Annotated in this window: 22 protein-coding genes and 1 tRNA gene; 12 read left to right on the top strand and 11 right to left on the bottom strand. The window is 55.0% G+C overall.

The genetic code is table 11. From position 1 onward, the window contains the following. Window positions 1–3: 3 nt before the first annotated feature. The 6 genes from B8P98_RS22110 to ecpR all read right to left on the bottom strand — a co-directional run bounded on the left by B8P98_RS22110 (window position 4) and on the right by ecpR (window position 6,799). On the bottom strand, window positions 4–714 hold the full coding sequence (locus B8P98_RS22110) for a fimbrial biogenesis chaperone (protein ID WP_025713477.1): 711 nt from the start codon (window positions 712–714) through the stop codon (window positions 4–6). Beyond that, window positions 683–2,326 (bottom strand): fimbrial adhesin EcpD, encoded by a 1,644-nt coding sequence (gene ecpD / locus B8P98_RS22115; RefSeq protein WP_025713476.1) that lies wholly within the window; start codon window positions 2,324–2,326, stop codon window positions 683–685. Before ecpD ends, B8P98_RS22110 begins: the two co-directional genes overlap by 32 nt. After that, window positions 2,316–4,841 (bottom strand): fimbrial biogenesis outer membrane usher protein, encoded by a 2,526-nt coding sequence (locus B8P98_RS22120; RefSeq protein ID WP_095033403.1) that lies wholly within the window; start codon window positions 4,839–4,841, stop codon window positions 2,316–2,318. Before B8P98_RS22120 ends, ecpD begins: the two co-directional genes overlap by 11 nt. Window positions 4,842–4,866: 25 nt before the next feature. Further along, window positions 4,867–5,535, bottom strand: coding sequence for an EcpB family pilus assembly chaperone (locus tag B8P98_RS22125; RefSeq protein WP_095033404.1), 669 nt, complete (start codon window positions 5,533–5,535; stop codon window positions 4,867–4,869). Window positions 5,536–5,594: 59 nt separating this feature from the next. Continuing rightward, window positions 5,595–6,182, bottom strand: a complete 588-nt coding sequence (gene ecpA / locus B8P98_RS22130) for a common pilus major fimbrillin subunit EcpA (RefSeq protein ID WP_095033405.1) — start codon at window positions 6,180–6,182, stop codon at window positions 5,595–5,597. Between the two features lie 74 nt (window positions 6,183–6,256). Next, the gene (gene ecpR, locus B8P98_RS22135) at window positions 6,257–6,799 is read right to left on the bottom strand and encodes an ECP biosynthesis operon DNA-binding transcriptional regulator EcpR (protein WP_025713472.1); all 543 of its coding nucleotides are present in this window, start codon (window positions 6,797–6,799) and stop codon (window positions 6,257–6,259) included. 815 nt (window positions 6,800–7,614) lie between these two features. Here ecpR and phnC point away from each other — a divergent pair. The 6 genes from phnC to B8P98_RS31830 all read left to right on the top strand — a co-directional run bounded on the left by phnC (window position 7,615) and on the right by B8P98_RS31830 (window position 12,894). Beyond that, window positions 7,615–8,457, top strand: coding sequence for a phosphonate ABC transporter ATP-binding protein (phnC, locus tag B8P98_RS22140; protein WP_095033406.1), 843 nt, complete (start codon window positions 7,615–7,617; stop codon window positions 8,455–8,457). 22 nt (window positions 8,458–8,479) lie between these two features. After that, window positions 8,480–9,418: a phosphonate ABC transporter substrate-binding protein gene (gene phnD / locus B8P98_RS22145; protein ID WP_095033407.1), complete on the top strand. Its 939-nt coding sequence runs from the start codon at window positions 8,480–8,482 to the stop codon at window positions 9,416–9,418. Window positions 9,419–9,485: 67 nt separating this feature from the next. Next, a complete protein-coding gene (gene phnE / locus B8P98_RS22150) occupies window positions 9,486–10,358 on the top strand; it encodes a phosphonate ABC transporter, permease protein PhnE (RefSeq protein WP_012968864.1) in 873 nt (290 codons plus the stop codon). Then, on the top strand, window positions 10,355–11,239 hold the full coding sequence (gene phnE / locus B8P98_RS22155; protein WP_095033408.1) for a phosphonate ABC transporter, permease protein PhnE: 885 nt from the start codon (window positions 10,355–10,357) through the stop codon (window positions 11,237–11,239). The genes phnE (B8P98_RS22150) and phnE (B8P98_RS22155) overlap by 4 nt, the downstream gene beginning before the upstream one ends. Before the next feature lie 274 nt (window positions 11,240–11,513). Beyond that, window positions 11,514–12,500, top strand: a complete 987-nt coding sequence (locus tag B8P98_RS22165) for an IS110 family RNA-guided transposase (protein ID WP_025714927.1) — start codon at window positions 11,514–11,516, stop codon at window positions 12,498–12,500. A 259-nt stretch (window positions 12,501–12,759) separates the two neighbouring features. Next, a complete protein-coding gene (locus tag B8P98_RS31830; protein WP_265090810.1) occupies window positions 12,760–12,894 on the top strand; it encodes a hypothetical protein in 135 nt (44 codons plus the stop codon). Between the two features lie 570 nt (window positions 12,895–13,464). Here B8P98_RS31830 and B8P98_RS22180 read toward each other — a convergent pair. Together B8P98_RS22180 and B8P98_RS22185 are read right to left on the bottom strand one after the other, a co-directional pair. Then, window positions 13,465–14,142 (bottom strand): HAD family hydrolase, encoded by a 678-nt coding sequence (locus tag B8P98_RS22180; protein WP_025714943.1) that lies wholly within the window; start codon window positions 14,140–14,142, stop codon window positions 13,465–13,467. 94 nt (window positions 14,143–14,236) lie between these two features. Continuing rightward, complete coding sequence (locus B8P98_RS22185; RefSeq protein ID WP_025714944.1) at window positions 14,237–15,106, bottom strand: DMT family transporter; 870 nt, start codon at window positions 15,104–15,106, stop codon at window positions 14,237–14,239. 412 nt (window positions 15,107–15,518) lie between these two features. Between B8P98_RS22185 and B8P98_RS22195 the strand changes: the two genes are divergently transcribed. Then, a complete protein-coding gene (locus B8P98_RS22195) occupies window positions 15,519–16,085 on the top strand; it encodes an NlpC/P60 family protein (protein ID WP_025714945.1) in 567 nt (188 codons plus the stop codon). 44 nt (window positions 16,086–16,129) lie between these two features. Here B8P98_RS22195 and phoE read toward each other — a convergent pair whose 3' ends face one another. Next, window positions 16,130–17,182 (bottom strand): phosphoporin PhoE, encoded by a 1,053-nt coding sequence (gene phoE / locus B8P98_RS22200; protein ID WP_025714946.1) that lies wholly within the window; start codon window positions 17,180–17,182, stop codon window positions 16,130–16,132. A 290-nt stretch (window positions 17,183–17,472) separates the two neighbouring features. Between phoE and proB the strand changes: the two genes are divergently transcribed. The 5 genes from proB (at window position 17,473) to B8P98_RS22225 (ending at window position 22,094) form a co-directional block, all read left to right on the top strand. Then, on the top strand, window positions 17,473–18,576 hold the full coding sequence (gene proB, locus B8P98_RS22205) for a glutamate 5-kinase (protein ID WP_025714947.1): 1,104 nt from the start codon (window positions 17,473–17,475) through the stop codon (window positions 18,574–18,576). Between the two features lie 10 nt (window positions 18,577–18,586). After that, entirely contained in the window at window positions 18,587–19,840 is a 1,254-nt protein-coding gene (gene proA / locus B8P98_RS22210; RefSeq protein ID WP_080924522.1) for a glutamate-5-semialdehyde dehydrogenase, read from the top strand. A 113-nt stretch (window positions 19,841–19,953) separates the two neighbouring features. Next, window positions 19,954–20,029: transfer RNA gene (locus B8P98_RS22215), tRNA-Thr, on the top strand. Window positions 20,030–20,316: 287 nt separating this feature from the next. After that, a complete protein-coding gene (locus B8P98_RS22220; protein ID WP_095033409.1) occupies window positions 20,317–21,366 on the top strand; it encodes a DUF262 domain-containing protein in 1,050 nt (349 codons plus the stop codon). A 2-nt stretch (window positions 21,367–21,368) separates the two neighbouring features. Beyond that, window positions 21,369–22,094 carry an MAE_28990/MAE_18760 family HEPN-like nuclease gene (locus B8P98_RS22225; protein ID WP_095033410.1) on the top strand — a complete coding sequence of 242 codons (726 nt, stop codon included), beginning with the start codon at window positions 21,369–21,371 and terminating at the stop codon, window positions 22,092–22,094. Window positions 22,095–22,097: 3 nt separating this feature from the next. Here B8P98_RS22225 and B8P98_RS22230 read toward each other — a convergent pair whose 3' ends face one another. Together B8P98_RS22230 and B8P98_RS22235 are read right to left on the bottom strand one after the other, a co-directional pair. Next, entirely contained in the window at window positions 22,098–23,150 is a 1,053-nt protein-coding gene (locus tag B8P98_RS22230) for a DNA cytosine methyltransferase (RefSeq protein WP_095033411.1), read from the bottom strand. Window positions 23,151–23,556: 406 nt separating this feature from the next. Further along, the gene (locus B8P98_RS22235) at window positions 23,557–26,322 is read right to left on the bottom strand and encodes a LuxR C-terminal-related transcriptional regulator (RefSeq protein ID WP_095033412.1); all 2,766 of its coding nucleotides are present in this window, start codon (window positions 26,320–26,322) and stop codon (window positions 23,557–23,559) included. Between the last annotated feature and the right edge of the window lie 63 nt (window positions 26,323–26,385).

Here is a 26,385-nt window from a genome sequence, read left to right on the forward strand (position 1 = left end):
GGCTCACTCCGCGGGACGGGGTTTCACCGGGCAGGTATCGCTGATCTTAATAAATTTATCGTTATAGACCAGATAGTGGTTCCCCGGCTGGCGCAATGCCGGCTGGCGAACCACGTCGCCGGGACGCAGATACCACGCGTCGCCCTCCTCTTCGGTCGAATCGCATCCGGGTTTAATCAGCAGCTTGAACCAGGTATTGCCGGTGTTGCTCACCGTCCCGGCCACCTTATCGAAAGACCATTTAAACTGCACATCGCGCGGGCGCACCACCAGAATGGTATCCATCACCACCACCGGCTCCATGCTGACTTCGCCGCCGGTCGGGCTGCGCCTCGTCAGGTTACGGGTGGGAATTTCGCGAAACGAGACCCGATAGTAGCGCTCTCGGTTATCCCGCGGGCCATGATAGTAAAATTTAAAATACTCGCTCTCACCGGCCTGCAGCGCCAGCTGGCGGGGGGCGAACAGCAGCTCGCCGTCCACCGGCCGGGCGCGGACTTCGCTACCGCCCGGGCGATCGATGGCGCTGACGGCGATGCGGTACAGCCGCGCGCTTTTATTGTTGTTGACCACCCGTTTGCTGGCAAAATCCGCTTCGGCTGGCAGGGAAAAGGTCAGGTTGCCGACCGAGATGGCCTGCGCCAGCGGCGCTGTCAGCAGGCAGCCTACCGTCAGCAGGGCCTTAGTTAATGTTGCGCCACGTCGCCTGGACATGAATTTCTCCTGAAGCGCTGACATCGCCAAACCAGCCGTTATCGTCTACCGTCCGCAGCGAAATGGCGTTATCCATCGGAATCGAAAATTTCACCGTGGTCTTATCCATCTGCCCCACTTCGCCGGAGATATCGGTCCATGGCGTGGTCAGCCACAGCGCATCGGTCATATCCCGCCAGCTGTCATCGCACCCGGCATCGTAGGTCTGCGTCGTGCCGCTGCGGGTGATAAAAGAGAGCGTCGCCGGGAACGGCACTTTCGCCGTACCGTCATCAGAGCTGAAGAGACAGTAGGAACGCCCGCCAATCACCTGCGCCGGTCCGGTCACCTTGATCAGCACTTCATCGGCGGCCGTTTTACCGCTGGTGGTGACGATGTAGCCGAAATCGAGCGCCGGTTCGCCGCTGCCGACATATCCCTCGCGCGACGGCGCCGAGGTATATTCGTCCGAGATAATGCTGATGCTGAAATCACGGGGCTTGATAATCAGCGTGTTGGAGGTGGAAAACTCATACCAGCCTGACTCCGGCGAGGTGGTGTTCTGAAAGCGAAAGTTGAACAGATCCTTGGTGTTGATATCGCTGATCCCGAGATTCACCATCTGCTTAAAGAAGTTGCTGGAGAAGAAAACATAGATCGAGTCTGAGCTCTTCATCTCGTTGAAAGTGTAGTAATAAGCGGTATTGCTCACCGGCTTCCAGGAGCTGCCGTTGAGGCTGAACTGCATATCGTACGCCCCGACGGCCGAGGCCAGCGACGAGTTGGCGATCGCCGGGAAAATATGGATCGAGGTGTTGCTTAAGCCGTTGGTCTGCAAGGTATAGTTGACCATCTTACAGCTTAATCCTGCGCGGCTGCCGATGGTCTGCGTCTGGCAGTCGGCGTTCCCTTCACCCAGGGTCGGCACGCCGTCGCTGTTGATAAACACCTCCGCCAGCGAGTGGGTATTAATCAACCGCAGGTTCGCGGCTTTGGTGTGGGTGACGTTGCGCACATACCAGTTACCGGAGGCCTGATCCTTACAGCGCGCACCGCTGCTGGCATCGTAGTTCACCGAGGTCTGACAGGCATTGATGGTCATCGTAAAGCTGCCGCCGACCGGCATCTGCTGCAAATATTGATAAAACGCGTCCGACATCATGCCGTGCATCCACTTCGCGCCGCCGCTGGTCACCGTCGCGCCATAAAACCCGCTGGCGTCGGTGGATTGCGGCAGGATCAGGCTGGTGGCCATATCGCACCCGGCGTACCAGTTGATGCAGCGCAGGCCGGTTAAGGGGTGCGAAACCGGCGAGTTTTCCAGCCACATATCAAACTTCCAGTTGGCATTGAGCCCGGTGTTGTAGCCGTTATCGATATAGCCGAGACTCTGCTGATAAATGGTGCCGGAGCCGGTGTATTTTAAGCCGGTCCAGCGGTTAGCGCCGGTCATACGCGGATCCAGCGCCCCGCCGGGGGTGACGAAAAAGTTGTCGTCGGAGTTGTTTTCAACAAACACAAACTCGCGCGCCGGCGCATCCGACCAGGTGGTCTTGGTCACCGCCGCCCTGAGCGCGGCTGCCGGCCAGAGCAGCGCGAGGATCGCCAGCGCCATCAGTGCATTAACTTTCATTCTCTTCTCCTGTCTGCTGCGCCGCCGCCCACGACGAGAGGCCGCTGCAGACCACATCCCCTACCCAGACGGCGCCGCGCGCCTGGCTGAGCTCCAGCGCCACTTCGCAGGTTTTATTGCCGCCGTAGCTGAAATCGATAGTGGGGTATTTCTTATCCACGTCCATGACAAACTCGCCGTTTTCATCGGTCCGGGTACGGCCGATATGGTTGTTAATCCGCGCATTCGCCAGCAGCGTGCCGTCTTCTGCACGAATACGACCGGAGACGGTGACCATCTGCTTCACCTCTGGCTCAATCACCGCGACGTTGCCCGGATAAAGGGTCAGATGACTCTTACGCCCGCTGACGATGTCGTAGCTATCGAGGGAGTTTTTGCTGTTCTGCAGCTCCACCTCATAGCGGCCATAGGGAGAGAGCGGCAGGTAGTTACGCTTGCCGCTGAGCGGGAAAATCCGCCCGTTAACCCTGGCGCTAATCTGACCATCGTCCTCCAGCCCGGTGTTGAAGATCACTCCGGCGTTACCGTCGGTTCGTCCGCTGGCGGCGATGTTTTTGCCCTGCCAGCCGACGCTGCCGCTGGCGGTGAGGTTAGTGTTGACGTAGCCGTCCGCCGCGCTGTTGACGTTCAGCGTGCCGCTGGCGTAGCGGGCGTCGAACTGAGCATACGCTCCGCCGCTGAGGGTTTTGTCATCCCCGGTATCGCCGGAGATGGCCCGCGACAGATTGGCGCCGATGGTGCGAATGGTGCCTTCATCAAACTGCTTGCGCGCTGAGAGGTTAGCCATGGTGTAGCCGTTCTGATGGGTCATCCCGGCGCTGAACCAGTTGCCCAGCGGCAGCGAGAGATCGAGGGCGATATATTTCCCGGTGTTGGCGCTGCTGTCGCCATTGTTATAGCGCTGGATCCCCGCCCGCAGGCCGAGCGATCCAAAGGCGCCGCTGTAGACCGTCTGATAGTAATCCGCGGTGTAGTAATGACTGTTGTAGCGGCGGTCATCGTTGTAGCTGACACTGAACGTCCCCAGCTTCGACCACAGCGCGTTCAGGTTGAGGGTGCCGCCGATCGCCCGGTTGTCGGCATCGCTGCGCCGCAATTGATCGCCAATGCGGGTTCTCTCCTGGTTGACCCACACTGAACTGAAGCCCCCCGGCAGCGTGGCGCTAATGCTGCCGACGCTGCTCCAGGAACTGTCGCTGGCCAGCATATTCTGCAGGTTAACGTTGATCGACTCACCCAGCGGCAGCGTCAGGCGGGTTTCACCCACCGCCTGGTTGTCGTAGCCATAGCCCGTAGCCGCCCAGCTCAGGGTGCTGAGCGACCCGGAGGTCGAAAGGCCCGCCAGCCAGCTCTCTTTTGCCGGCCGGGTCTTTTTTCCGCTTTCCGACCAGCGATCCATATGGAAACTGCCGCCCCATACCTGCCACGCCAGCGGCGCGCCGATGCCGCGTCCGCGGCTGAACAGCTTATTGACCCGCTGGGTGCGTTTGCTGACCACGCGCCCGTTGACGATCACCTCCACTTCGACATCGTAAATACCGTACGGCAGGCCGCGGGTATCCACTTCATGGTTGCCCATGGCGAAGTTCTGGACGCTCAGCAACCGGCCGTCACGGGTGAGATGCACCTCGCCCGCCGCCGGTAAAAAGGCAATCACCGGCGTGGCCGACTGGCTGTTGTCGAAGACGGTGGAGCTGGCCTGGTTTCCCCAGGAAAGGCCGTAAATCTTGCCGGCCGAAATGGCGGTCATCGGTCCCAGGGACTGCAGGTTCCAGGTGTCGAGCATCCCGCCGGCAAAACGGTGGCCGGCGAAATCGCGCTCATACATGGCCTTATATAATTCACTGTCCTGTTGGCCGCTGCCGATCCCATACAGCGAGCCGTCGAGCACCACGTGATGCTCCCGCAGCGCGGTAACGTTGTTCAGCGACAGATAGCTGGAGGTGTTGCTCCCGCCATTGCGCATCTGGTTGTTATAGACGCCGAGGTTATAGCTCAGGTTGCTGCTGAGGGTATTGACGCTGGACTGACCGATGTCTTCGCTGCGCGAGCGCAGCACGGTGCCCAGCGCCTCGCGCTTGACCACCAGCTGCAGCAGGAGCTGGCGCAGGCTAAGATCCAGCTGGGCGCTGTCGGTCAGGGGAATGGTGAGTGCCTCGCTGAACGGGGTGTTGGCCAGGCCGACCAACTGCTGACGGGTCTGTTCACTGACGCTGGCGTTACCTTCACTGTCCTCCAGCCGGATCTGCCGGACGCGCAGCTGGCCGCCGTCCAGCCAGATAAAGGCGCTGCCGATCCGCTGATCGTCCTTGATGCCCTGGCTGCCGGCAAGATGAATATAGAGCGGGATGCTCATGCCGTCCTGCAGCGCCTGGCTGAAGGCCTGCGGAATAATCACCCCGCCAATCTGCTGCGCGCCTGGGGCAGCCGCGCTGGCGTCGGGCTGAACGAACAAAAATATCATGCCGAAGGCAAGCCGCGTTTTCAGTCCTGGGGAAATCCGTCGTAGAGGCATCGTCGTTATCCATCTGCACAACTGTCTATTTCACGGGAACAAACTGCTCACCCTGCCAAAGCGCAACCCGTCCTTTTTTATCTGCCGTATTCACCTGCGTAAAACGGCGCGATTTACCCGGCATCAGGTAGTAATTCTCTTTACACTCCTTACCGTCGGCGGCCTTCAGGCAGGGGCCGTAGGCGAGGATCCGCAATGTCGCATTCCCGGTGTTGGTCAGAGAGCCGTTGGCGTACTGAAAGCGGTAATTCACCTGACGCGGCGCCACCACCAGAATGGTGCCGATGCGGGCGGACGCCGTGGCCACCGCGCTGCGTTTAGCGTTATCGCGCTGGGCATCGCTGAGCGCCTGATCGAACCAGACAATGCGGTAGTAGCGCTCTTTGTCATCCGCCGGGCCTTTGTAGAAGAAGCGGATGACATCGCTGGCCTGGGCGGGTAGCAGCAGGCTGGCGGGGGTAAGCAGCACCTCATCCGGTTTGTCCATCGGGATAACCTGCCCGCCGTCCAGCGGGGAAGAGAGCCGTTCGAGATGGATATTGATCAGTCGACCGCTGTCGGTACTGTTTTTGATCGTTTTGCTGAGCGTGCTGCTGTCGCTGTTCATAAAGGATGAGATATCGCCGACATCCAGCGCCTGTGCCGGCGACGTCCCGGCAAGCAGCAGCCCGAGGGCCAGAAAATGCTTTTTCATAACAATTCCGTCCGTGAAAAAAAGCAGGGGGAGAGCCCCCTGCTGGTACAGCAGAAGGATCAGCTGGTCCAGGTGGCGTCGAACTGTACGCTGACGTCGCCGCTCCAGATCCCTTCCGGCAGGGTGCTGTAATCGGTCACGGCGGTAGAACCGTCGGTGGTGCCGCTGATGATGGAGAAGGTGAAACCATCCTGCGCGGTGGTACGGCCGCCGACGTTGTAGCCATTTGCCAGCGCGCTGAGGTTGCCACCCAGTACACCGTTGGCGGTATCGATCATCACGGTATCCGCGGCTTTTTCGACCGCTGTGCCGTTATAATCCACACCCACGCTCAGCGTGGAGCCGGAGGTGTTCAGCTGGGTTAAGGTGTTGGTGATAAGACGTGAGGTCAGCTTAAAGGCAGTCGCCGTTGCGTCACCCTCAATCGCCACGTCAAACAGACCTTTCTGCGAGTTAAAACCTTTAATGCCTTCGGCGTACTGGAACGCCAGGCTGCCGATCGGGGTCACAACCAGCTTGCTGGTGGTGTCTTTTTTGGCGGTCGCCGACCAGGTCGCTACAGCCTGAGCCGTTACGTCAGCAGCCTGCGCCACGCCCATACCGTTAAACGCAGTTACCAGAGCTATTGCCAGAACCTTTTTTTTCATCGCTTTTTCATCCTGAGTTGAATTAAGGACATGATGTCCCGGTGAACCATTTAAAAAACAGAGTTGCCTAGGTGTTACTGAACCAATTTATATATTTTGGAATACAGCTTGGCCTCAGCATTGCGCCGATGGGTATATACTGTCTTCACGCTACAATTTTCAATTCTGGCGATCGATTTTGGCTGCATGCCCTGGGCGGTCATGCGGATTATTTTCATTTCCCGGTCAGTAATTTTATCTTTCTTAATATCTTTACGCAGAAACCTGCCATTAATCACATAGGCCAGCTCTTTTCGAATATCACGACTCAGGCCAACATATACCACGCCACGAATATCACTATTGTAATACCAGTAATTTGCTAAGGCTTCCGACTTTCTGGCCGCAATCAATACGACCTGTTTCCCCTTTACCGCGGAGAGCCATTCGCTATCGCGCCTGATAAACTCGTTTAACGAAGCCGTATTGAGATTGATAAACACAAAATCCTTTCTAATTTTCTCCTGCGACAGATAAATTAATTCGTCAATATCCACAATCAGTTCGGACAGACCTTTATAGAAGTAGGAGTCATGGGCAGACCAAATATACTTATCGGAACAGCATTTATATTCCATATAGATTTTAACCTCATAGTCCTTGAAGTAATCATTTTCACAACGTCACTGCTTGCCAGGCCTACAAAGTTTACTGGCGCATTCGATTCCTTTAATAAATCGCCATTAAATAAGACATGCATTACTTATCAATATTTGATAAGCGAGATTTAATTATTTTGTGCTTGGCGTTGAATTTAAGTTTTTTCCTATGGAGTGTCAACACGCGGACGGGCGATGGATTTCGCGTCTGGGTCAATATTTACAAAAACTGAAAATATGATATTTTTGCGATGAGGAAAAAGACATTTATTTTCATGAGGTTATTGGCAATATAGCTGTCGATTCTTATTTGTTTTTTATATTGACCAGGATCTTCACCCTAATATCTTAGGAACATTCTTAATAGTGATTATTAAGCGGTTATTGAATAAACCAGAGAAATTAAAAAAAGAAGGATATAAAACCAAAAATACTCTATAACCAGGATGATTCACCAACACATAATAACCATGAATAGATTAACCTGCCGCACAAATAGTTATACATATGTTAATCCTGAGCGATGTTGAATGCTAAACAAAGGCAGACGCATTATCTATTCGATAAAACAGACCCGAATAACAAGATTAAGCGAAGATTGCCGACGACTTCCTGCTGCCCTGCCTCCGCGCCACCCGAAAGCATAGTCGCTTTTCAATGCTTCGCCAGCGCGCTGCGGGCTGCGGGTTGCCGCTCTGTCGCGCCTGTTCACGGTTTGTTCGCAATACCGTCATCGAATTTTCATATAAAGACCTATTAATAGTGCCCAGTTAATGACGAACCTGGACACTCTTATGAACAGCTCTCTTGCCGCAGTGGCCGAAACTGATTTTCAGGCGTTCACTGATCTCAATGCCAGCCGGCAGCGGAAGGTCTTAAGCGTGCGTAACCTGACGAAAGCCTATCATGCCCAGCACAAGGTGCTGGACGGCATCAGCTTTGACCTGCACGCCGGCGAAATGGTTGGGGTCATTGGCCGCTCCGGCGCCGGTAAATCGACGCTCCTGCATGTCCTCAACGGCACCCATAGCGCCAGCGGCGGCGAAATTCTTAGCTATCCGGAAGTCGGTATGCCACACGATGTCTCAAAGCTGAAAGGCCGCTCACTCAACGCCTGGCGCAGTCAGTGCGGGATGATCTTTCAGGACTTCTGCCTGGTACCGCGCCTCGACGTGCTCACCAACGTCCTGCTTGGCCGCCTCAGCCAGACTTCAACCCTGAAGTCGCTGTTTAAAATTTTCCCCGCCGCCGACCGGGCGCGCGCCATTGCGCTGCTCGAATGGATGAACATGCTGCCGCACGCGCTGCAGCGGGCGGAGAATCTCTCCGGGGGACAGATGCAGCGGGTGGCAATCTGCCGGGCGCTGATGCAAAACCCCGGCATTTTGCTGGCCGACGAACCTGTCGCCTCGCTGGATCCGAAGAACACCCAGCGCATCATGGATGTGCTGCGCGAGATCAGCGAGCAGGGCATCAGCGTGATGGTGAACCTGCATTCGGTAGAGCTGGTGAAGGCCTACTGCACCCGGGTTATCGGCGTCGCCAGCGGCCAGCTTATTTTTGACGATCACCCCTCCCGGCTGACGCAGGATGTGCTGCAGCAGCTGTACGGCGATGAAGTTAGCCAATTGCATTAATTTCACTCACACGGGCAACATAATGAAAAAATATATGACTGGCGCAGTTCGTTTATCCGCAGTGGTCGCGGGCATGATGATGGCATGGCAGGCGGCGGCAGCGCAGCCGAAAGAGCTGAATCTGGGCATTCTCGGCGGGCAGAACGCCACCCAGCAAATCGGTGATAACCAGTGTGTGAAGACCTTCCTCGATAAAGAGCTGAACGTGGATACCAAACTGCGTAACTCTTCCGACTATTCCGGGGTGATCCAGGGTCTGCTGGGGGGCAAAGTCGACGTGGTGCTGAGCATGTCCCCCTCCTCTTACGCTTCGGTTTATATCAATAACCCGAAAGCGGTGGATATCGTCGGCATCGCCGTGGACGATAAAGATCAGTCTCGCGGCTATCACTCCGTGGTGATCGTCAAAGCCGACTCCCCGTACAAAACGCTGGACGATTTAAAAGGTAAAGCGTTCGGCTTCGCCGATCCGGATTCCACTTCCGGGTATCTGATCCCTAACCATGCGTTTAAAGAAAAATTTGGCGGAAACGCCGACAACAAATACAACAATACCTTCTCCAGCGTCACCTTCTCCGGCGGCCACGAGCAGGACATCCTCGGCGTGCTGAACGGCCAGTTCGCGGGCGCGGTGACCTGGGCCTCGATGGTCGGCGATTACAACACCGGCTACACCACCGGCGCGTTCAACCGTCTGATTCGCATGGATCATCCGGATCTGATGAAGCAGATCCGCATTATCTGGCAATCACCGCTGATCCCGAACGGCCCGATCCTGGTAAGCAATGCGCTGCCGGCGGACTTTAAGGCGAAGGTCGTGGCGGCAGTGAAAAAACTGGACACCGAGGATCACGCCTGCTTTATCAAAGCGATGGGCGGTACCCAGCACATCGGTCCGGGCAGCGTGGCTGACTTCCAGCAGATTATCGACATGAAACGCGAGCTGGTGAGCGCACGTTAATCCTGCCTCAACGCCGCCTGCTTGCCCCCAGGGTGAGCGGCGGCGCTACGTTGAAGATCCCCGACGCATGAAGACGACCCACACCGAATTTGAACGCTATTACCAGCAGGTACGCTCGCGGCAAAAGCGCGATACCGTCTGCTGGTCGTTACTCCTGCTGGCGCTCTATTTTGCCGCCGGCAGCGCCGCAGAATTTAATCTGCTGACCATCTGGCACTCGCTGCCCCACTTCTTTGACTATATGGCAGAGACCATTCCGCCTCTGAGTGCCGGTAACCTGTTCGCCGATGTGCAGACCAAAGGCTCGCTGGCCTGGTGGGGCTATCGCCTGCCGATCCAGCTGCCGCTCATCTGGGAAACCCTGCAGCTGGCGCTGGCCTCGACGCTGGTGGCGGTCGCCATTGCCACCATCTTCGCGTTCCTCGCCGCCAACAACGCCTGGACCCCAGCGCCGGTACGCTTTGCCATTCGGGTACTGGTGGCGTTTTTGCGCACCATGCCCGAGCTGGCGTGGGCGGTGATCTTTGTCATGGCGTTCGGCATCGGCGCGATCCCGGGATTTCTGGCGCTGATGCTGCACACCGTCGGCAGCCTGACCAAACTGTTCTACGAGGCGGTGGAGAGCGCGCAAAACAAACCGGTACGCGGCCTGGCGGCCTGCGGCGCGTCGCCGCTGCAGAAAATCCGCTTCGCCCTGTGGCCGCAAGTGAAACCGCTGTTTCTCTCCTACGGCTTTATGCGGCTTGAAATCAACTTCCGTTCGTCGACGATTCTCGGCCTGGTGGGCGCGGGCGGTATCGGCCAGGAGCTGATGACCAATATCAAGCTCGACCGCTACGATCAGGTGAGCATCACCCTGCTGCTGATCATTCTGGTGGTGTCGGCGCTGGACATGCTGTCCGGTCGTCTGCGCCTGTGGGTACTGGAGGGTAAGAAATGAGCGTCTGGCACATGCAACCGGATATCGCCGCCAGCCGGCGGCAGCATAAACAGCTCTATCAGGTCCAGGGGCGCTACCTGCGCTACCTCGGGCTGGTAGCGCTGGCCTGCGTGCTCTATTACGTCTGGTTTTTTCTGCAGTTCGGCATCAGCGGCGAACAGCTGACCACCGGCCTGCAGCAGATTGGCCGCTACCTGGCGCGGATGTTCGTCTGGCACGACTTCTGGAACTGGCCGTTCGGCTATTACTTCACGCAAATCGTCATCACTCTGGCAATCGTCTTCGCCGGGACGCTGACCGCCACGGTGCTGGCGCTGCTGCTCTCCTTTTTTGCCGCCCGCAACATCATGCGCGGCGTGGTGCTGGGGACCCTGGCCCTGCTGATGCGCCGTCTGTTTGATGTGCTGCGCGGGATCGATATGGCTATCTGGGGGTTGATTTTCGTGCGCGCGGTGGGTCTCGGGCCGCTGGCCGGGGTGCTGGCGATCATCATGCAGGACACTGGCCTGCTGGGACGGCTGTACGCGGAAGGACACGAAGCTGTGGACCGCTCCCCCGGGCGCGGGCTGACCGCCGTGGGCGCGAACGGCCTGCAAAAGCATCGCTTTGGCATTTTTACCCAGTCGTTCCCGACTTTTCTCGCGCTGAGCCTGTATCAGATTGAATCCAACACCCGCTCCGCGGCGGTGCTGGGCTTTGTTGGCGCCGGCGGTATTGGGCTTATCTATGCCGAGAATATGCGCTTGTGGAACTGGGATGTGGTGATGTTTATCACCCTGCTGCTGGTGGCGGTGGTGATGATCATGGATACCCTTTCCGCCTGGCTGCGCCGTCGTTATATCGGCGGCGCCGCGGTGCCGCTGTATCAGGGCGGACGCTAGCGCGCCTTTGCGCCGGATGGCGGCTTATAAGGCCTTTTATGCCGATATTTTGTCGGGTGGCGCTTCGCTTACCCGGCCTTGTATTATTCCTTTCGTGCAGAGAGAACCGGCCAGTTCTTTCTGCCATGCAGTCCGGATGCCGCACCCGACCTTAGATCCTCAAATCTGTGTCGTAGATAATTCGCACCGGACTGCGCTCCTCCACAAGTGATAAACCGAACAGTATCATGGACCGGAACACCCGGTACCCCGCATTTGCAAGGATGGTTACACCATGGAAAACAAACTCCACTTTATCGGCATTGATGTTGCCAAAGCTAAACTCGATGTCGATATGCTGCGCCCTGATGGCCGTCACCGCAGCAAGAAATTTGCCAACACCCCAAAAGGCCATAACGAGCTCGTCAGCTGGTTGTGCGGTCATCAGGTCAGCAATGCCCACGTCTGCATGGAAGCGACCGGGACGTATATGGAAGATGTCGCCGCTCATCTCTCTGACGCGGGGTATCTGGTCTCCATTATCAATCCGTTGCTCAGCAAAGCGTTCGTCCAGAGCCAGGGAATACGCAGCAAAACCGATACGGTGGATGCCCGCCAGCTGGCGTATTTTTGCCGGGAGAAACGCCCGGTGATATGGGAAGCCCCCCATCCGGTTGAGCGGGCCCTGCGGGCGCTGGTGCTGCGGCATCAGGCACTGACGGAAATGCATGTTCAGGAGCAGAACCGGCGGGAAAGTGCCCGTGAAGTTCAGTTGCCGAGTATCGACATGCACCTGCTGTGGCTGGAGACGGAACTGAAGCGTATCGAAAAGCAGATAAAAGACCTGACGGATGATGATCCGGATATGAAGCACCGTCGCAAACTGCTGGACAGTATCCCGGGGATCGGAGCGAAAACATCGGCGGTGTTGCTGGCTTACGTGGGGCTGAAAAACAGATTCCTGGAAGCGAGGCAGTTCGCGGCGTTCGCGGGTCTGACACCAAAGCAGCATGAATCAGGCAGCAGCATCCGGCGGGTGAGTCGGATGAGTAAAATGGGTCATATGTCGCTGCGCCGTGCGCTGTACATGCCGGCAATGGTGACGCTGTACAAGACAGAATGGGGTCGGATATTCAGGGAACGACTGGAGAAGAGCGGAAAAAATGCAAAGCTGATCATCGGTGCAATGATGCGGAAGCTGGCACAGGTGGCGTACGGGGTCCTGAAATCGGGACGCCCGTTCGATGCCACGCAGCATACGGAAAATGCTTGCATGGCATAACAGTATCTACGGTTCGTGCGGCCTGCCTTTAATTTATTCACCATGCTGGCTGAAACTGCCGGTATTGGCGATCTCAAAACCCCCGGTGGCGCTGCCGCTTACCGGGGCTACAGCGCTTTGCGATTTGGTAGCCCGGACAAGGCGCAGCGCGCCGCCTCCGGGAAAACGCCTGCGCCATGAGAGACATAACGCAGAAGAAATATCGGGAGCGCAATCTGCTCTGAAATAATAAAAAACTGTTTTTCCCGGACCAAAACAGTTGCAAATCGATAACAGTATCTACAACCCCAAATCACCGCTGGCGCAGGGGCTGCTGAAACTGCCGGTGCTGGCGGCCTCAACATCGCTGAGACGTTCCCGGAAGGCCGGGGCAGCCCGCATGGATGCGGGCTGAGGGCCGTGTTTTGCAGGGACGCTGCCTCGGCCCGACCCGAAGCCTGCAGGGATAAGTCGAAGGGACCACGCAGTGGCGATGTTGCTGGCCGGAGCCCGGGGGTACAGGGGGCGGCGGCGACTGGCCGCCCCCTGTGCGCTCCAGGCGCCATAAGTGACATAGCGCAGAAGACATATCGGGAGCGCAATCTGCCCGGAAATAGCCCTGGATGGTAGCCCTGCTAAGCGCAGCGCGGGCAGGGACATTTCCGGTTGCGCCGATATTTCGCCGGGTGGCGGCTGGCGCCTTACCCGGCCTACCGGGGCCTCTCACAGGCTCACACCTCGTAGGCCCGGTAAGCGCAGCACCACCGGGCGATGCCATCCGGCACGGAGCCGCTTTATTGCCGGGTGGCGGCTACGCCTTACCCGGCCTACCGGGGCCTCTCACACGATCACACCTCGTAGGCCCGGTAAGCGCAGCGCCGCCGGGCGATGGCATCAGGCACGGAGCTGCGTTTATGCCGGGTGGCGGCTGCGCCTTACCCGGCCTACTCGTCCGGCTCCGACTGTCTGTAGGCCCGGCAAGCATTTATCCGCTCCGCGATTCCAGCCGCCAGCTCAGCACCGGCCAGCCGTATCCGGCAGCGGCTGCCTGCAGCTGCGGACAGGGATTGACCAGCCGCACGCGATCCGCATGCAGGCACAACGGCAGATCGTTAATGGAATCGGTATAAAACGTCACCTCGCCGTCATACTGCGGATGCGCCTCGCGCCACTGCGCCAGACGCGCCACCTTCCCCTGCTGATAGCTGGGGATCCCGGTGATTTCACCGCTGTAGCCGCCGTCGACCATCGCCACGTCAATGCCCAGCGCCTGATCAATCTCCAGCGCGGCGGCCACTGCCTGCACCAGCAGGCTAACCGAGGCGGAGATAATCAGCATCTGCTCCCCCTCGGCCCGTAGACGACGGATAAGTTCCCACGCCTGCGGATAGACCCGGGGCAGGATCGCCTCGCGCACGCAGCGGGCCACCAGCGCGTCAACGTCCGACTTTGGTATTTCGGCCAGCGGGGCCTGGATCAGGGCCACATAATCGGCGATATTCATCTCTCCCCGGTCATAATCCGCCATCAGCCGCGCCTCGCGGGCAAGATACCCCTTCTGCGTCGCCAGCCCTTCGCGAACCATAAACTGGCTCCAGACCGTACTACTATCGCCCTGTATCAGGGTGTTATCGAGATCGAAAATCGTCAGCGAGTTGCCCATGTACTTTCCCTTGTTGATCAAAATAAGCGGCCGGGATCATGCGTAAAGAAGATGACAGGAAAATGAACCGGACGCCGCAGCGCCCGGCTCGCCATCAGCCGGCGCGGACCTTCGCGGTGCGGAACACCAGCACGATCCCGCCGATGATCGCCACCATACCGACCATCGCCGCCGCCGGCAGCCGGTTGCCCAGCAGCAGATAATCCAGCAGCGCCGTGATAACCGGCACCAGATAAAAGAGGCTGGTGACATTAACGATATTTCCCGCGCTCAGCAGACGGTACAGCAGTAGCTGGGCGACCACCGAAATCAGCAGCCCGAGAAACAGCACCGGAATAATCAACCCGGCGTTAACGGTAAACTGGAAGCCGCTGACCGGGGCGATCAGCAGGCACAGCCCCAGACTGACGGCGTACTGCAGCGGCAGGACATCCGCCGGCGCCTGACGGCTGCGCTTTTGCCACAGCGCGCCAAAGGTCATCAGCAGCAGCGCCGCCAGCGCAAACAGGATCCCCGCCGTCGCCATCGGCGAGGCCGCCAGGCTGCGCCACACCAGCAGCACCAGCCCCGCCAGGGCAAGCAGCAGCCCTGACAGCCGCCGCCCCTGCAGGCGGCGCTCCACCACGCAAAGCGTAAGGATGGGCTGGATCCCCATGATGGTGGCGATAAGTCCCGGCGTCACGCCGTTGGCCATCGCCTCGAAGTAACAGACCGAATAGCCGCCAATCAGCATCAGACCGGTGGCCGCTGTTTGCAGGCGGGTGCCCGGCGCGGGCAGCCAGCGCCGACGGACGATAGCCAGCGGCGCCAGCGCGACCAGGGCAACCAGAAAACGAAAGACCAGCAGCGCCATCGGCGAGGCGTTATCCAGTCCCCAGCGGGTGAAGATGGCCGCGCTGCCCCACAGCAGCACAAAAAGGGCCGTTGTCGCCTGCGAGGCGAGCAGAGAATAGCGAACGTGCATAGCATGCTCCAGAACGTCAAACACAAGGTATCAAGCGTCATACCGGCAGGTAAGCGCCTGCTAAAGACGGCGTTAAGCGCCGAAAACAACCCGGTCTGGAGGGGGAGGCGGTGGACAGACAGTGGCGAAGCGATAATGAGGCGCAGACGTTATCCACCCCGCGTCGAAAGCGGCGCCGGGCAAAGTCTCACCAGAGATGGCGTAATGCGTCATGAAATGCCTCGTGGAATGCTTAATCAGAATCCTGGCACAGGCCGTTCGGAAGTGACAACTGCCTTTTATGGGTGATCCGCCTCGCAGGTTGTTTATTTTTAATCGTAAATAAACGTAAAGGCGGCCTCGGCTTATTTAGCCGTTGTTTTTAATCGGCTATAAAACAAAGCAGTCTGCTTGCTACTTCGAAAATAACGATATGAAGCCAAAACTGACGCATGCTCTCTTTTTAATTCCTTTTTTGTTGTTGGCAGGATGCTCCTCCTCACCGAAACAGGCAAAGAACACCAACTCTCATGCGGAGATGACCATTGATGGCGGTTCGGACGATCTGATCCCGGTGGTGGCGGCCCTGCATGACCAGATGCACACCTGGCAGGGTACCCCTTATGAATGGGGCGGTACTGAACAAAGCGGCGTCGACTGCTCGGGTTTCGTCTGGCGCACGCTGAAGGATCGCTTTAACCTGCCGATGGAGCGGATCACCACCCGCGAGCTGCTGCACATGGGCGTGCGGGTCAATAAGCGGGATTTACGTCCCGGCGATCTGGTTTTCTTCCGTACCCGGGCCGGCATGCACGTTGGCTTTTACGATACCGATCATAATTTCCTTCACGCCTCGAGCAGCCAGGGCGTGATGCGCTCTTCGCTGGACAACCCTTACTGGGAGTCGGCGTTCTACCAGGCGCGCCGTTTGCCGAAGGAGTATAACGCGCAGATCACCATGAACAGCGACACCCTGCATCTGGCGAAGAATCGCCGCTAAAAAAAAAGCCGCAGCAGGGCTGCGGCGGATGGTTCTGCGATTAATCAGAACTGATAGGTCATGCCCAGCGCCACGATGTCGTCATCATTGATGCCGAGTTTGTTATCGCTTTTCAGCTGGTTGATTTTGTAATCCACGAAGGCGTTCATGTTTTTGTTGAAGTAGTAAGTCAGGCCCACGTCAATGTAGTTAACCAGATCTTCGCTCCCTACCCCTTCGATATCCTTCCCTTTCGACAGCACATAGCCGAGGGACGGACGCAGACCGAAGTCGAACTGATACTGCGCCACCGCTTCAAAGTTCTGCGCCTTGTTGGCAAAACCGCCGCTGATCGGGGTCATTTTGCGGGTTTCAGAGTACATGGTCGCCAGGTAGATATTGTTGGCGTCATATTTCAGGCCGGTCGCCCAGGCTTCCGCTTTCGAACCCTGGCCACGAGCCAGCAGGTTCTGATCGTTGGTACGGTCGGAGCTGGTGTAGGCCGCGCTGATGGCGAAGTCGCTGCCGCCGAAATCATAGCTTAATGAGGTGCCGACGCCGTCGCCGTTCTGTTTCTTCGCTTCACGGCCTTCGTTTTTACCCTGGTACTGCAGGGTCAGATCCAGGCCATCCACCAGACCGAAGAAGTCGGTGTTGCGGTAGGTCGCCAGGCCGCTGGCGCGCTTGGTCATAAAGTTATCGGTCTGGGCAGAGGAATCGCCGCCGAATTCCGGGAACATATCGGTCCAGGCTTCCACATCGTACAGGGCGCCAAGGTTACGACCGTAATCGAAAGAACCGTAATTTTTCAGCTTCACGCCGGCGAACGCCAGACGAGTCTTCTGGCTGGAGTCGCTCTCGGTTTTGTTGCCGGAGAATTCAGATTCCCAACGGCCATAGCCGGTCAGGTCCTCGTTAATCTGCGTTTCGCCTTTAATACCGAAACGCACGTAAGTTTGATCGCCATCTTTGCTGTCATAATCGCTGAAATAATGCATGGCTTTAATCTTGCCGTACACATCCAGCTTGTTCGCGTTCTTGTTATAAACTTCCGCTGCCTGCGTCGCCGTTGAAGCCACAAAGCCCATCATCATTAATGCCAGAGTACTCTTTTTCATTATTCAGTCCTGGTGATTTATTTATACGCGCTATTCAATTGCGGGCGCTCGCCCCATCAAAAACTGGAGGTTTTTTAACGCCGGGATATTAAATATTTATGACAATGTGGAACTTTTTATAAAAAAGAGTATTTAAATGTATCTGACATATTTTTGTCACATCCCCTCTCCAGAATGCCCGATCCCGCGCAATAAAATGGCGCGCCCGCCGCCCCGGGTGTTGGCAAGCGGGCCGACTCCTGCTACAACATCAGCTCGATATCGATATTCCTTTTGAACGGCAGAGAATCATGAGTGAAAGCCAGACGCTGGTGGTAAAACTGGGCACCAGTGTTTTAACAGGCGGGTCCCGTCGCCTGAACCGCGCCCATATCGTCGAGCTTGTGCGCCAGTGTGCACAGCTGCACGCCATGGGACACCGTATTGTCATCGTGACCTCCGGGGCCATTGCCGCCGGGCGCGAGCACCTTGGTTACCCGGAACTGCCCGCCACCATCGCCTCCAAGCAGCTGCTGGCGGCGGTGGGACAAAGCCGCCTTATCCAGCTGTGGGAACAGCTGTTTTCTATCTATGGCATTCACGTTGGCCAGATGCTGCTGACCCGCGCCGATATGGAAGACAGAGAGCGGTTCCTTAACGCCCGCGACACCCTGCGCGCCCTGCTGGATAACAGCATCGTCCCGGTCATTAACGAAAACGACGCCGTCGCCACCGCTGAAATCAAAGTAGGCGATAACGACAATCTCTCCGCGCTGGCGGCGATCCTCGCCGGGGCGGATAAACTGCTGCTGTTAACCGACCAGCCAGGCCTGTTCACCGCCGACCCGCGCAGCAACCCGCAGGCGGAGCTGATTAAAGACGTCTACGGCATCGACGACGCGCTACGCGCCATCGCCGGCGACAGCGTCTCCGGACTCGGCACCGGCGGCATGGGCACCAAGCTGCAGGCCGCGGACGTCGCCTGCCGGGCGGGGATTGATACCATTATCGCCGCCGGCAACCGCCCGGACGTCATCGGCCATGCGATGGAAGGCCTGCCGGTAGGCACCTGCTTCCACGCCCAGGAATCCCCGCTGGAGAACCGTAAGCGCTGGATCTTCGGCGCGCCGCCGGCGGGTGAAATCACCGTCGATGCGGGCGCAACCCAGGCGATCCTCGAAAGAGGCAGCTCGCTGTTGCCAAAAGGCATCAAAATCGTCAGCGGCAACTTCTCCCGCGGCGAAGTGATCCGCATCCGCAATAGCGAAGGACGCGATATCGCTCACGGCGTCAGCCGCTACAACAGCGATGCGCTGCGCCTTATCGCCGGCCAGCACTCGCAGCAAATCGATGCCATTCTGGGCTACGAATACGGCCCGGTGGCCGTCCACCGCGATGATATGATCATCCGTTAAGGAGCTGAAAATGCTGGAACAAATGGGCATTGCCGCCAAAGCGGCCTCCTGGCAGCTGGCGTTACTCTCCAGCCGGGAAAAGAACCAGGTACTGGAAAAGATCGCCGATTATCTGGAAGCGCAGACCGACGATATTCTGCGCGCCAACGCGGAAGATTTAGCCGAAGCGCGCGCCAATGGCCTGAGTGAAGCGATGCTCGATCGCCTCGCGCTGACCCCGGCGCGCCTGCGCGGCATCGCCAGCGATGTGCGCCAGGTGTGCAATCTGGCCGATCCGGTCGGCCAGGTGATCGACGGCGGGCTGCTGGACAGCGGTCTGCGTATTGAACGTCGCCGCGTCCCGCTGGGGGTGATTGGCGTGATTTATGAAGCACGTCCCAACGTGACGGTCGACGTCGCCTCCCTGTGTCTGAAAACCGGCAACGCGGCGATCCTGCGCGGCGGGAAAGAGACCTGGCGCACCAACGCCGCCACGGTGAAGGTGATCCAGCAGGCGCTGCAAGAGTGCGGTCTGCCGGCCGCCGCGGTACAGGCTATCGAAAGCCCGGATCGCGCGCTGGTGGGCGAAATGCTGAAGATGGATAAATACATCGATATGCTGATCCCCCGCGGCGGCGCTGGCCTGCACAAGCTGTGCCGTGAGCAGTCAACGATCCCGGTGATCACCGGCGGGATTGGCGTTTGCCATATCTTCGTTGATGAAACGGCCGAGATCGCCCCTGCGCTGAAGATCATCGTCAACGCCAAGACCCAGCGGCCGAGCACCTGTAATACCGTGGAAACGCTGCTGGTGCACCGCAACATCGCCGACACCTTCCTGCCGGCGTTAAGCAAGCAGATGGCCGAGAGCGGCGTCACCCTGCACGCCGCCCCTTCCGCCCTCTCCGCGCTGCAAAACGGCGCGGCGAAGGTCGAGCCGGTGAAAGCGGAGCAGTATGACGACGAGTATCTGTCGCTGGATCTGAACGTCAAAGTGGTGGCTGATATGGATGAGGCTATCGCCCATATCCGCGAGCATGGCACCCAGCACTCCGACGCTATCCTGACCCGCACCCTGCGTAACGCCAACCGCTTTATCAATGAAGTGGACTCTTCCGCCGTCTACGTGAACGCCTCCACGCGCTTCACCGACGGCGGCCAGTTCGGCCTTGGCGCGGAAGTAGCGGTCAGCACCCAGAAGCTGCACGCCCGCGGCCCGATGGGGCTGGAAGCGTTAACCACCTACAAGTGGATTGGTTTCGGCGACGATACCATTCGTGCGTAAATGAGAACGGGCGATGCAAAAATAGGCAGTTGATTCCACTGGCTATTGACGCATCGCCCGCTAAGTTCTAACCTTTTGCCTCGTGATTCACGCTCGTGAACACCTCTTGCAGGGCCGATATAGCTCAGTTGGTAGAGCAGCGCATTCGTAATGCGAAGGTCGTAGGTTCGACTCCTATTATCGGCACCATCTTTTCTAATAAAATCATGTGGTTACTATTGCATTGTTTTGCTTTGTTTAACACTAATGTGCAATTTTGCGCGTTGTGCGTGAGGCAAAATTGTGGCAGGTACAGTGAGATTGTGTGTGGCGCAATGCAAGGGTATGCTGACAGCATGTGTTACCTTGAAGCTCCCCCTCTATCTTGTCTTTTGAGCAATATTACTACTTTGATGGCTTCTGGTTATGGATGTTGTCAGAGATTGCTATCACAAGGGGAAGGTACTGAAAATTCATCCTAAACGATTGAGGCTAGCATGGAAAAGGAATTACAGCTCAAAGCTGATGAACAAATAAAAGCTTACTCCAAAAAAATCGGTTTTTTTACCTCAGAATATACAGTAGAAATACTCGCACAAAAAGTGCATGACGGTGAGTATACTGTCCCTGGATATCAGCGTGAGTATACTTGGGATGAACCAAGGAAATGTAAATTTATTGAGTCGCTTATCATAGGTCTTCCTATACCATTCATATTTTTCTGGATGAATGATGATACCGGAAAACTGGAAATTGTAGATGGTTCTCAGAGACTTAGAACTATTGAAGAATATTTTTATAATCGTTTAGTTCTTGATGGGCTAGAGCGGTTAGATCTTCTCAATGGTACAAAGTTTGAAGATTTGCCATTAGCACGCCAAAGAAAAATATTAAATCTATCTATCCGTGGAATTATACTATCTGACGATACTGATATGGAAGCAAGGGTTGATTTATTTGAAAGGATAAATACCGGTAGTAAAGTTGCTAATCCTGCGGAGGTTAGAAGAGGTGTATTACGTGGGCCATTTATGGATTTAATCAATGAATTGGCTGCTAATGAATTATTTATTAAATTAGCACCTGTATCTGCTAAGCAAAAAAGAGAACGAGAACCAGAAGAACTAGTAACTAGATTTTTTGCATACTCCGATGGTCTTGAGGGATATAGAGATGATGTATCATCATTTATATTTAGATATATAAAGCGAATGAATGATTTGTTCGAGGAGGATGCAGCTCTGGCTCAACAATATAGAGATCGTTTTTCTCGAATGTTAGCATTCGTAGAACAAAGTTTCCGTCTCGGATTTAAGAAAACAGTAAAAAGTACAACAACACCACGTGCTCGTTTCGAGTCTATTGCAATAGGCTCGCATTTAGCATTAGAAATTAATCATACGCTCCAAGTAACTAAGGAACAAACTGACGAAATATTGGAAAGTAATTCCTTCAAAGCTGAAATTCGATCTGATGGTGCTAACGCAATAAGAAGATTGCAGGGAAGAATTGGTTATATTAGAGATGCTCTTTTAGAGAGGGCTTGATCATGCAACTAGTAAAAGATGTATTTGATGAAAGAGTTGCTGATATCGAGAGCTATTTTGAATTGGTGAATAATGTTGAGCTTGCAATTGGCTCTGGAGGAGCGATATTCAGTGTTAATGGAACACCGTACCAAATAAATCCTGATCAGCAGAAGATAATGTATTCTGGAATATATCTTCATTTGTATAATTTGGTCGAGTCGACGATATCTATGTTAATAGATGCTGTCGAACGGCACGCGGCGCAAGGAATTAATGGGCAACTGGTTCTACTAACTGAAAAAATGAAGAAGCTGTATGTTAAATCTGTAGCAGCCCCTTTTGAATCAATAAATAATGATTTACGGTTAGAGAAAGCGTTAGAACTATTTGACCAAGTATTAAATATAAAACCTCTTGAACTTAGGATCCCACCGGGAGGCGGAGGCAATTGGGACTTAAAAGAAATAGAAAGGATAAGTAAGAGTATAGGTGTTGATGTCACCCTTCCCAGAGCGCTTAGGACAAAGGTAAATGCTCCATTTAGAGACGATAAAGGACCTATTCGGTTAGTTAAAGAAATAAGAAACAAATTAGCTCATGGTTCTCTTTCATTTACACAATGTGGTACGAACCATGTAGCCAGTGATTTTAGGCGGTTGATTGATATAGTCAAAGAATATTTAGCCTATATAATCCTGTCTTATGAAAACTTCATAACCGCACAAGGTTATAAGATTGCACAATGATATTTATTTGGCCAAGGACGTAATTATACTTTGGCCAATAATCTCTCCCAACTTGACCGGAACTGCATTTCCGATCATTTTAGCTAATGTAGCGACGCTTAGCGGGTTTTCATCATCATGAAACTTATAAGCTAAAGGAAATGATTGTAGTAATGCAGCCTCCCTTAGACTGATCGCTCGATCTTGCACAGGATGCCCAAATCTACCATTCCCATAACCATTACATTGAGTAGTAATTGTTGGTGATGGCTCATCCCATGTCATCCGTCCATAAACACTTGGATAAGTTTTTCCTGTCATTTTCTTATGGCAGCTAGCCCTTAATTCTTCCGGCCAATCCAGCCAAGAACCGCCAGGTTTTGAATATTGAATCCGCTTTAAGTTTATAGGGCTTAGAATTGATGAGCGATGTATAGGATCAGCTTTATCCTTTTCGCCTGCTGTTATGCGAGGAAGATGCTCAATCGCATCTCTTACAGTGACATATTTATCTGCAGTATGCGTAGCTGGTATTATTGATATATCGCTAACCTTTGATGCAATTAATACCAATCTTTTTCGCGTTTGAGGCATTCCATAATCAGGACAAAATACGATTTTATAATCAAATGAATAACCGTTATGCCGAAGAGTTGCTAAAAACGTATTAAAAACCCCCTGTTCTGCCAAGCCAGGAACATTTTCCATTGTAACGAAATCAGGAGTGATCTCATTAATCAGGCGCCCAAAGCTTTCCAGAAGGTTCCATCGTTTGTCAGGAGAAGTAGTTCGTTTAATATTTGCTCTGGAATATGTTGAGAAGGGTTGGCAAGGTGCACATCCAGCAAGGAGGGTGTAATCGCCGCCAGCCAAATACTTTGCAACATCATTTCCTGAAAGATGAGTTACATCTTGTTTTATAAATCTGGCGTTGTTATTGATTTCATACGCATAACGACAGGATTCCTCGATATCATATCCGGCAGTCACGGATATGCCTGAACGCTGGAGACCATGCGTTAGCCCCCCGGCTCCACAAAAAAGATCCACTGCCTTGATTTTTGTATGATTTTTCAACGTAAACCTCACTACTTAGACGTGGCGAATTATAGCAAAATTTACAATGATCATTGAGGGATTTTATTTTCTTTAAAATCATAGATATAGTTAATTTTTAAAGTTAATACTCACCAGTTAGATGTTGAGGTACTCTTTCCTGCCAGACTGCTCTCCTCCCGGAAAATAGTACCACTCTACATCCAGATAAAAGCCTCTCTGGGTTTACACCAAGGTTGCTTTCCCAGGAGACCGATGCACTTAAATTCCATGCGCTTATCGCTGAGCCAGGGCATTAAAACTGCCATCACTGTTCAGAGATAGCCCCATGGGCTTAGCAGTATCTCGATTATCAGTGGCTCATAGCCCCGTTAAGAAAGTGGCTCATCTTAATAATATTTTGTATCCAGCCCCCCTGTTCAAACCATTAATCCAGTAATTTCATCTCCAGCGCCCGGCTCATCGCTTGAGTGCGGCTATTCACTTTGAGCTTCGCGTAGATGTTTTTGATGTGCCATTTGACCGTCTCGGCAGAAATAGCGAGGGAGCGAGCGATTTCTTTGTTCATCTGACCTTCAGCGATCAGTTGTAATATCTGAAATTCTCGCTCGCTGAGTTCCCCTTGAATATCGGGGCTTCCACTATTAAACGGTGTTCCATCTGCAGGCGCGCGCTTGCCGGCCCAGGGTTCATGGACTATCCCTTCCTCAGTACAAGCCGAAGAGGTTTCATTCATACCGGCAAGCAAAGGTTGCAAGGTATCGCCAGCTTCAAGAAAGAGGCCTTTGAGATGCTGTTGTTCAGCCAGCTGCACGACTGGCTGAAATGTCGTGCGCGCAGCGGCAGTTTTGCCACTGTTCCACAAGGCCAATGACCAGAGCGTACGCAGACGCGCTGCGGTTAACCTGTCCCCCCGGTTTTCCTGATCAGGGACCATGTCAGCCAGGAGAATACAGGCTTGCGGCGCCTGGCCTCTGGCGAGAAGAAGGCGACAGTGGCTAAGGGATGCATACAGAACGATAGCGCGTTGACAGGGATGTTCGGCATCCATTCGGAAGCTGGCGGCCATTTGTTCAAGCTGTCGTTGCAGTTGCTCTGCGCCTGTGAAATTGCCGCGCTGCAGTCGCACCCTCACCTGCTCGGCTAACATCATGGCCTGGAGCCGTTGCCAGCCGCGAGACACGGCAAGACGCTGCGCATGCTCCAGCAATCGCTCGGCCTCATACGGCATATCGCTATCTAAGGCCTGACGCGCGAGATAGGTATAGCAACGACTCAGCGCGTCGGGTGGACTGAATCGGTCGATGAATTCGAGCCGGTCGGCTAACAGATGCTCGGGCGAGTCACCCCTCTGACATTCATAGGCTATCTCCGCCAGCAGCGGCGCCAGCGTCGCGCCACTGGTCGACTGGGTACCGGTATAACATTCAGCCTGGCGCAACGTTTTCTCTGCGTACCACCCGGCTTTTCCCAGATCGCCCTGACAAAGATAGCACTGGGCAATGATAAAAGCGCGATAAACCGAGACAAACAGATTATCTAAAGGACTTTCCGGAGAGGGCATATGCTGTTGAACCTCCAGCGCGTCGTGATAGCGCTGGTTAACAACATGGCAATAGCTGAGAATATTGCATATCAGACCATCAACCCAGGTGTCACCGCAGGGCACTTCGGCCAGCAACGGCTGAACAATAGCCAGACTCTCCGGGATGTTTTCCGCAAAGGCTTCGCAAATTGCCCGCACAACGCGCAATTTACACCAGGTGCTGCGGGTTAAATCCTCACGATGATGAAGTACCATCTGATCGAGGTTATCAAGCAGCTGCCTCGACTCATCAAAGTGGAAATAATGCGCCAGTGCCCAGGCCAGATTAATTTGCAGGTCAATGCGCGAAGGATCGGTGCTGGGCGGTAAATGATGCATCCATGAGATCAGGGTATCGATATCCCCTTCTTCCGCCAGTGACTGAGCGCTTGCGCCGTCCTGTACGGGGCTATGCACCGGCTTGCCTGCGCTGAGCGCATGGCGTACCGCCTCAGACCACAGCTTCTGTTCGACGAACCAATGACTGGCTAATTCATGTAGCTGTTTGCGATCAATATCGTTGTTCTGCTGCAGCATGGTCCGAAGATTTTCCTGCAACAGAGGATGGTAGCGGAACCAGTAGCCTTGTTCGTCAAGGGCTGACAAAAAAAGGTTGTGTCGCTCAATCCATGCCAGCATCGCTTTACTATCATCACGTCCAGTCACTGCATTGCATAATTCGGCATTTAACCGACTGAGGAAGGACGTTTTCACCAGAAAATCAAGAACCTCTTCCGGCAGCGGATCCAGTACCACCTCTTTCAGATAGCGGGCAATAGACCGTGTTCCTCCATGCATATTGCGCAACAGATGCTCGGGATCATGCTGTAATTCTGCGGACAATGAAGCGATCTTCATCCCTGCAATCCAGCCCTCTGTCACGGACTGTAGCCGCTGTGCATGGTGGTTGCTGAGGGGTAGCGCAACCGTGCGGCTAAAATAGTGTTTTGTTTCTTCGAGCGTGAATTGCAGGTCTCGATCATAGATTTCCACCAGTTGGTCCTGGGCCTGCAGCTGGCTCAGCGCAAGATTCGGGTGGAAACGGCTGCCAATGATCAGATGCAAAGCGGCAGGCGCATGCTTGATTAAATACCCCAGCGCTTCATAGACCCCACGATCGTTAATCACGTGGAAGTCGTCGATGATCAGGTATACGTCATGCGGGCAATAGTGTAGCTGGTTAATGAGCCCGGCCAGCAGTTGCTCGGAGCTGGAGAGCTTCTGTTCTTCCATGTCACGCCAGAAATCGGCGTCCCAGTCAGCATAGAGTGGACGCAATGCTTGCAGCAGATAAGGAATAAACTGCCATACGTCATCATCATCCTCATCGAGGCTCAGCCAGGCGATACGTTCCCCCTGCGCGACCATCTGCTGATGCCATTGCGCCAACAGCGTGGTTTTGCCAAATCCAGCGCCGGCGCAGACGACGCCCAGCCGGCACTGCTGAACGGGATTGAGAAGCTGAAGAAGCCGGGGGCGCTCCAGCAATTGTATCGAGGAGCGAGGCGGGACGAATTTGGTCAGGATTAACGGCAAGCCTCGCGTCAGCCGCAATGGCCCGGAGACCAGTGAGGGTGATTGACGACCTTCTAAATCCAATGGCTTCATCCGTGGTGTCTACTCGTTTTGTTTTTTTCAATTGTACGCCAGCCACCGGGATGACATGGGGCA

It is taken from the genome of Klebsiella quasivariicola, from assembly GCF_002269255.1.
Lineage (GTDB): Bacteria > Pseudomonadota > Gammaproteobacteria > Enterobacterales > Enterobacteriaceae > Klebsiella > Klebsiella quasivariicola.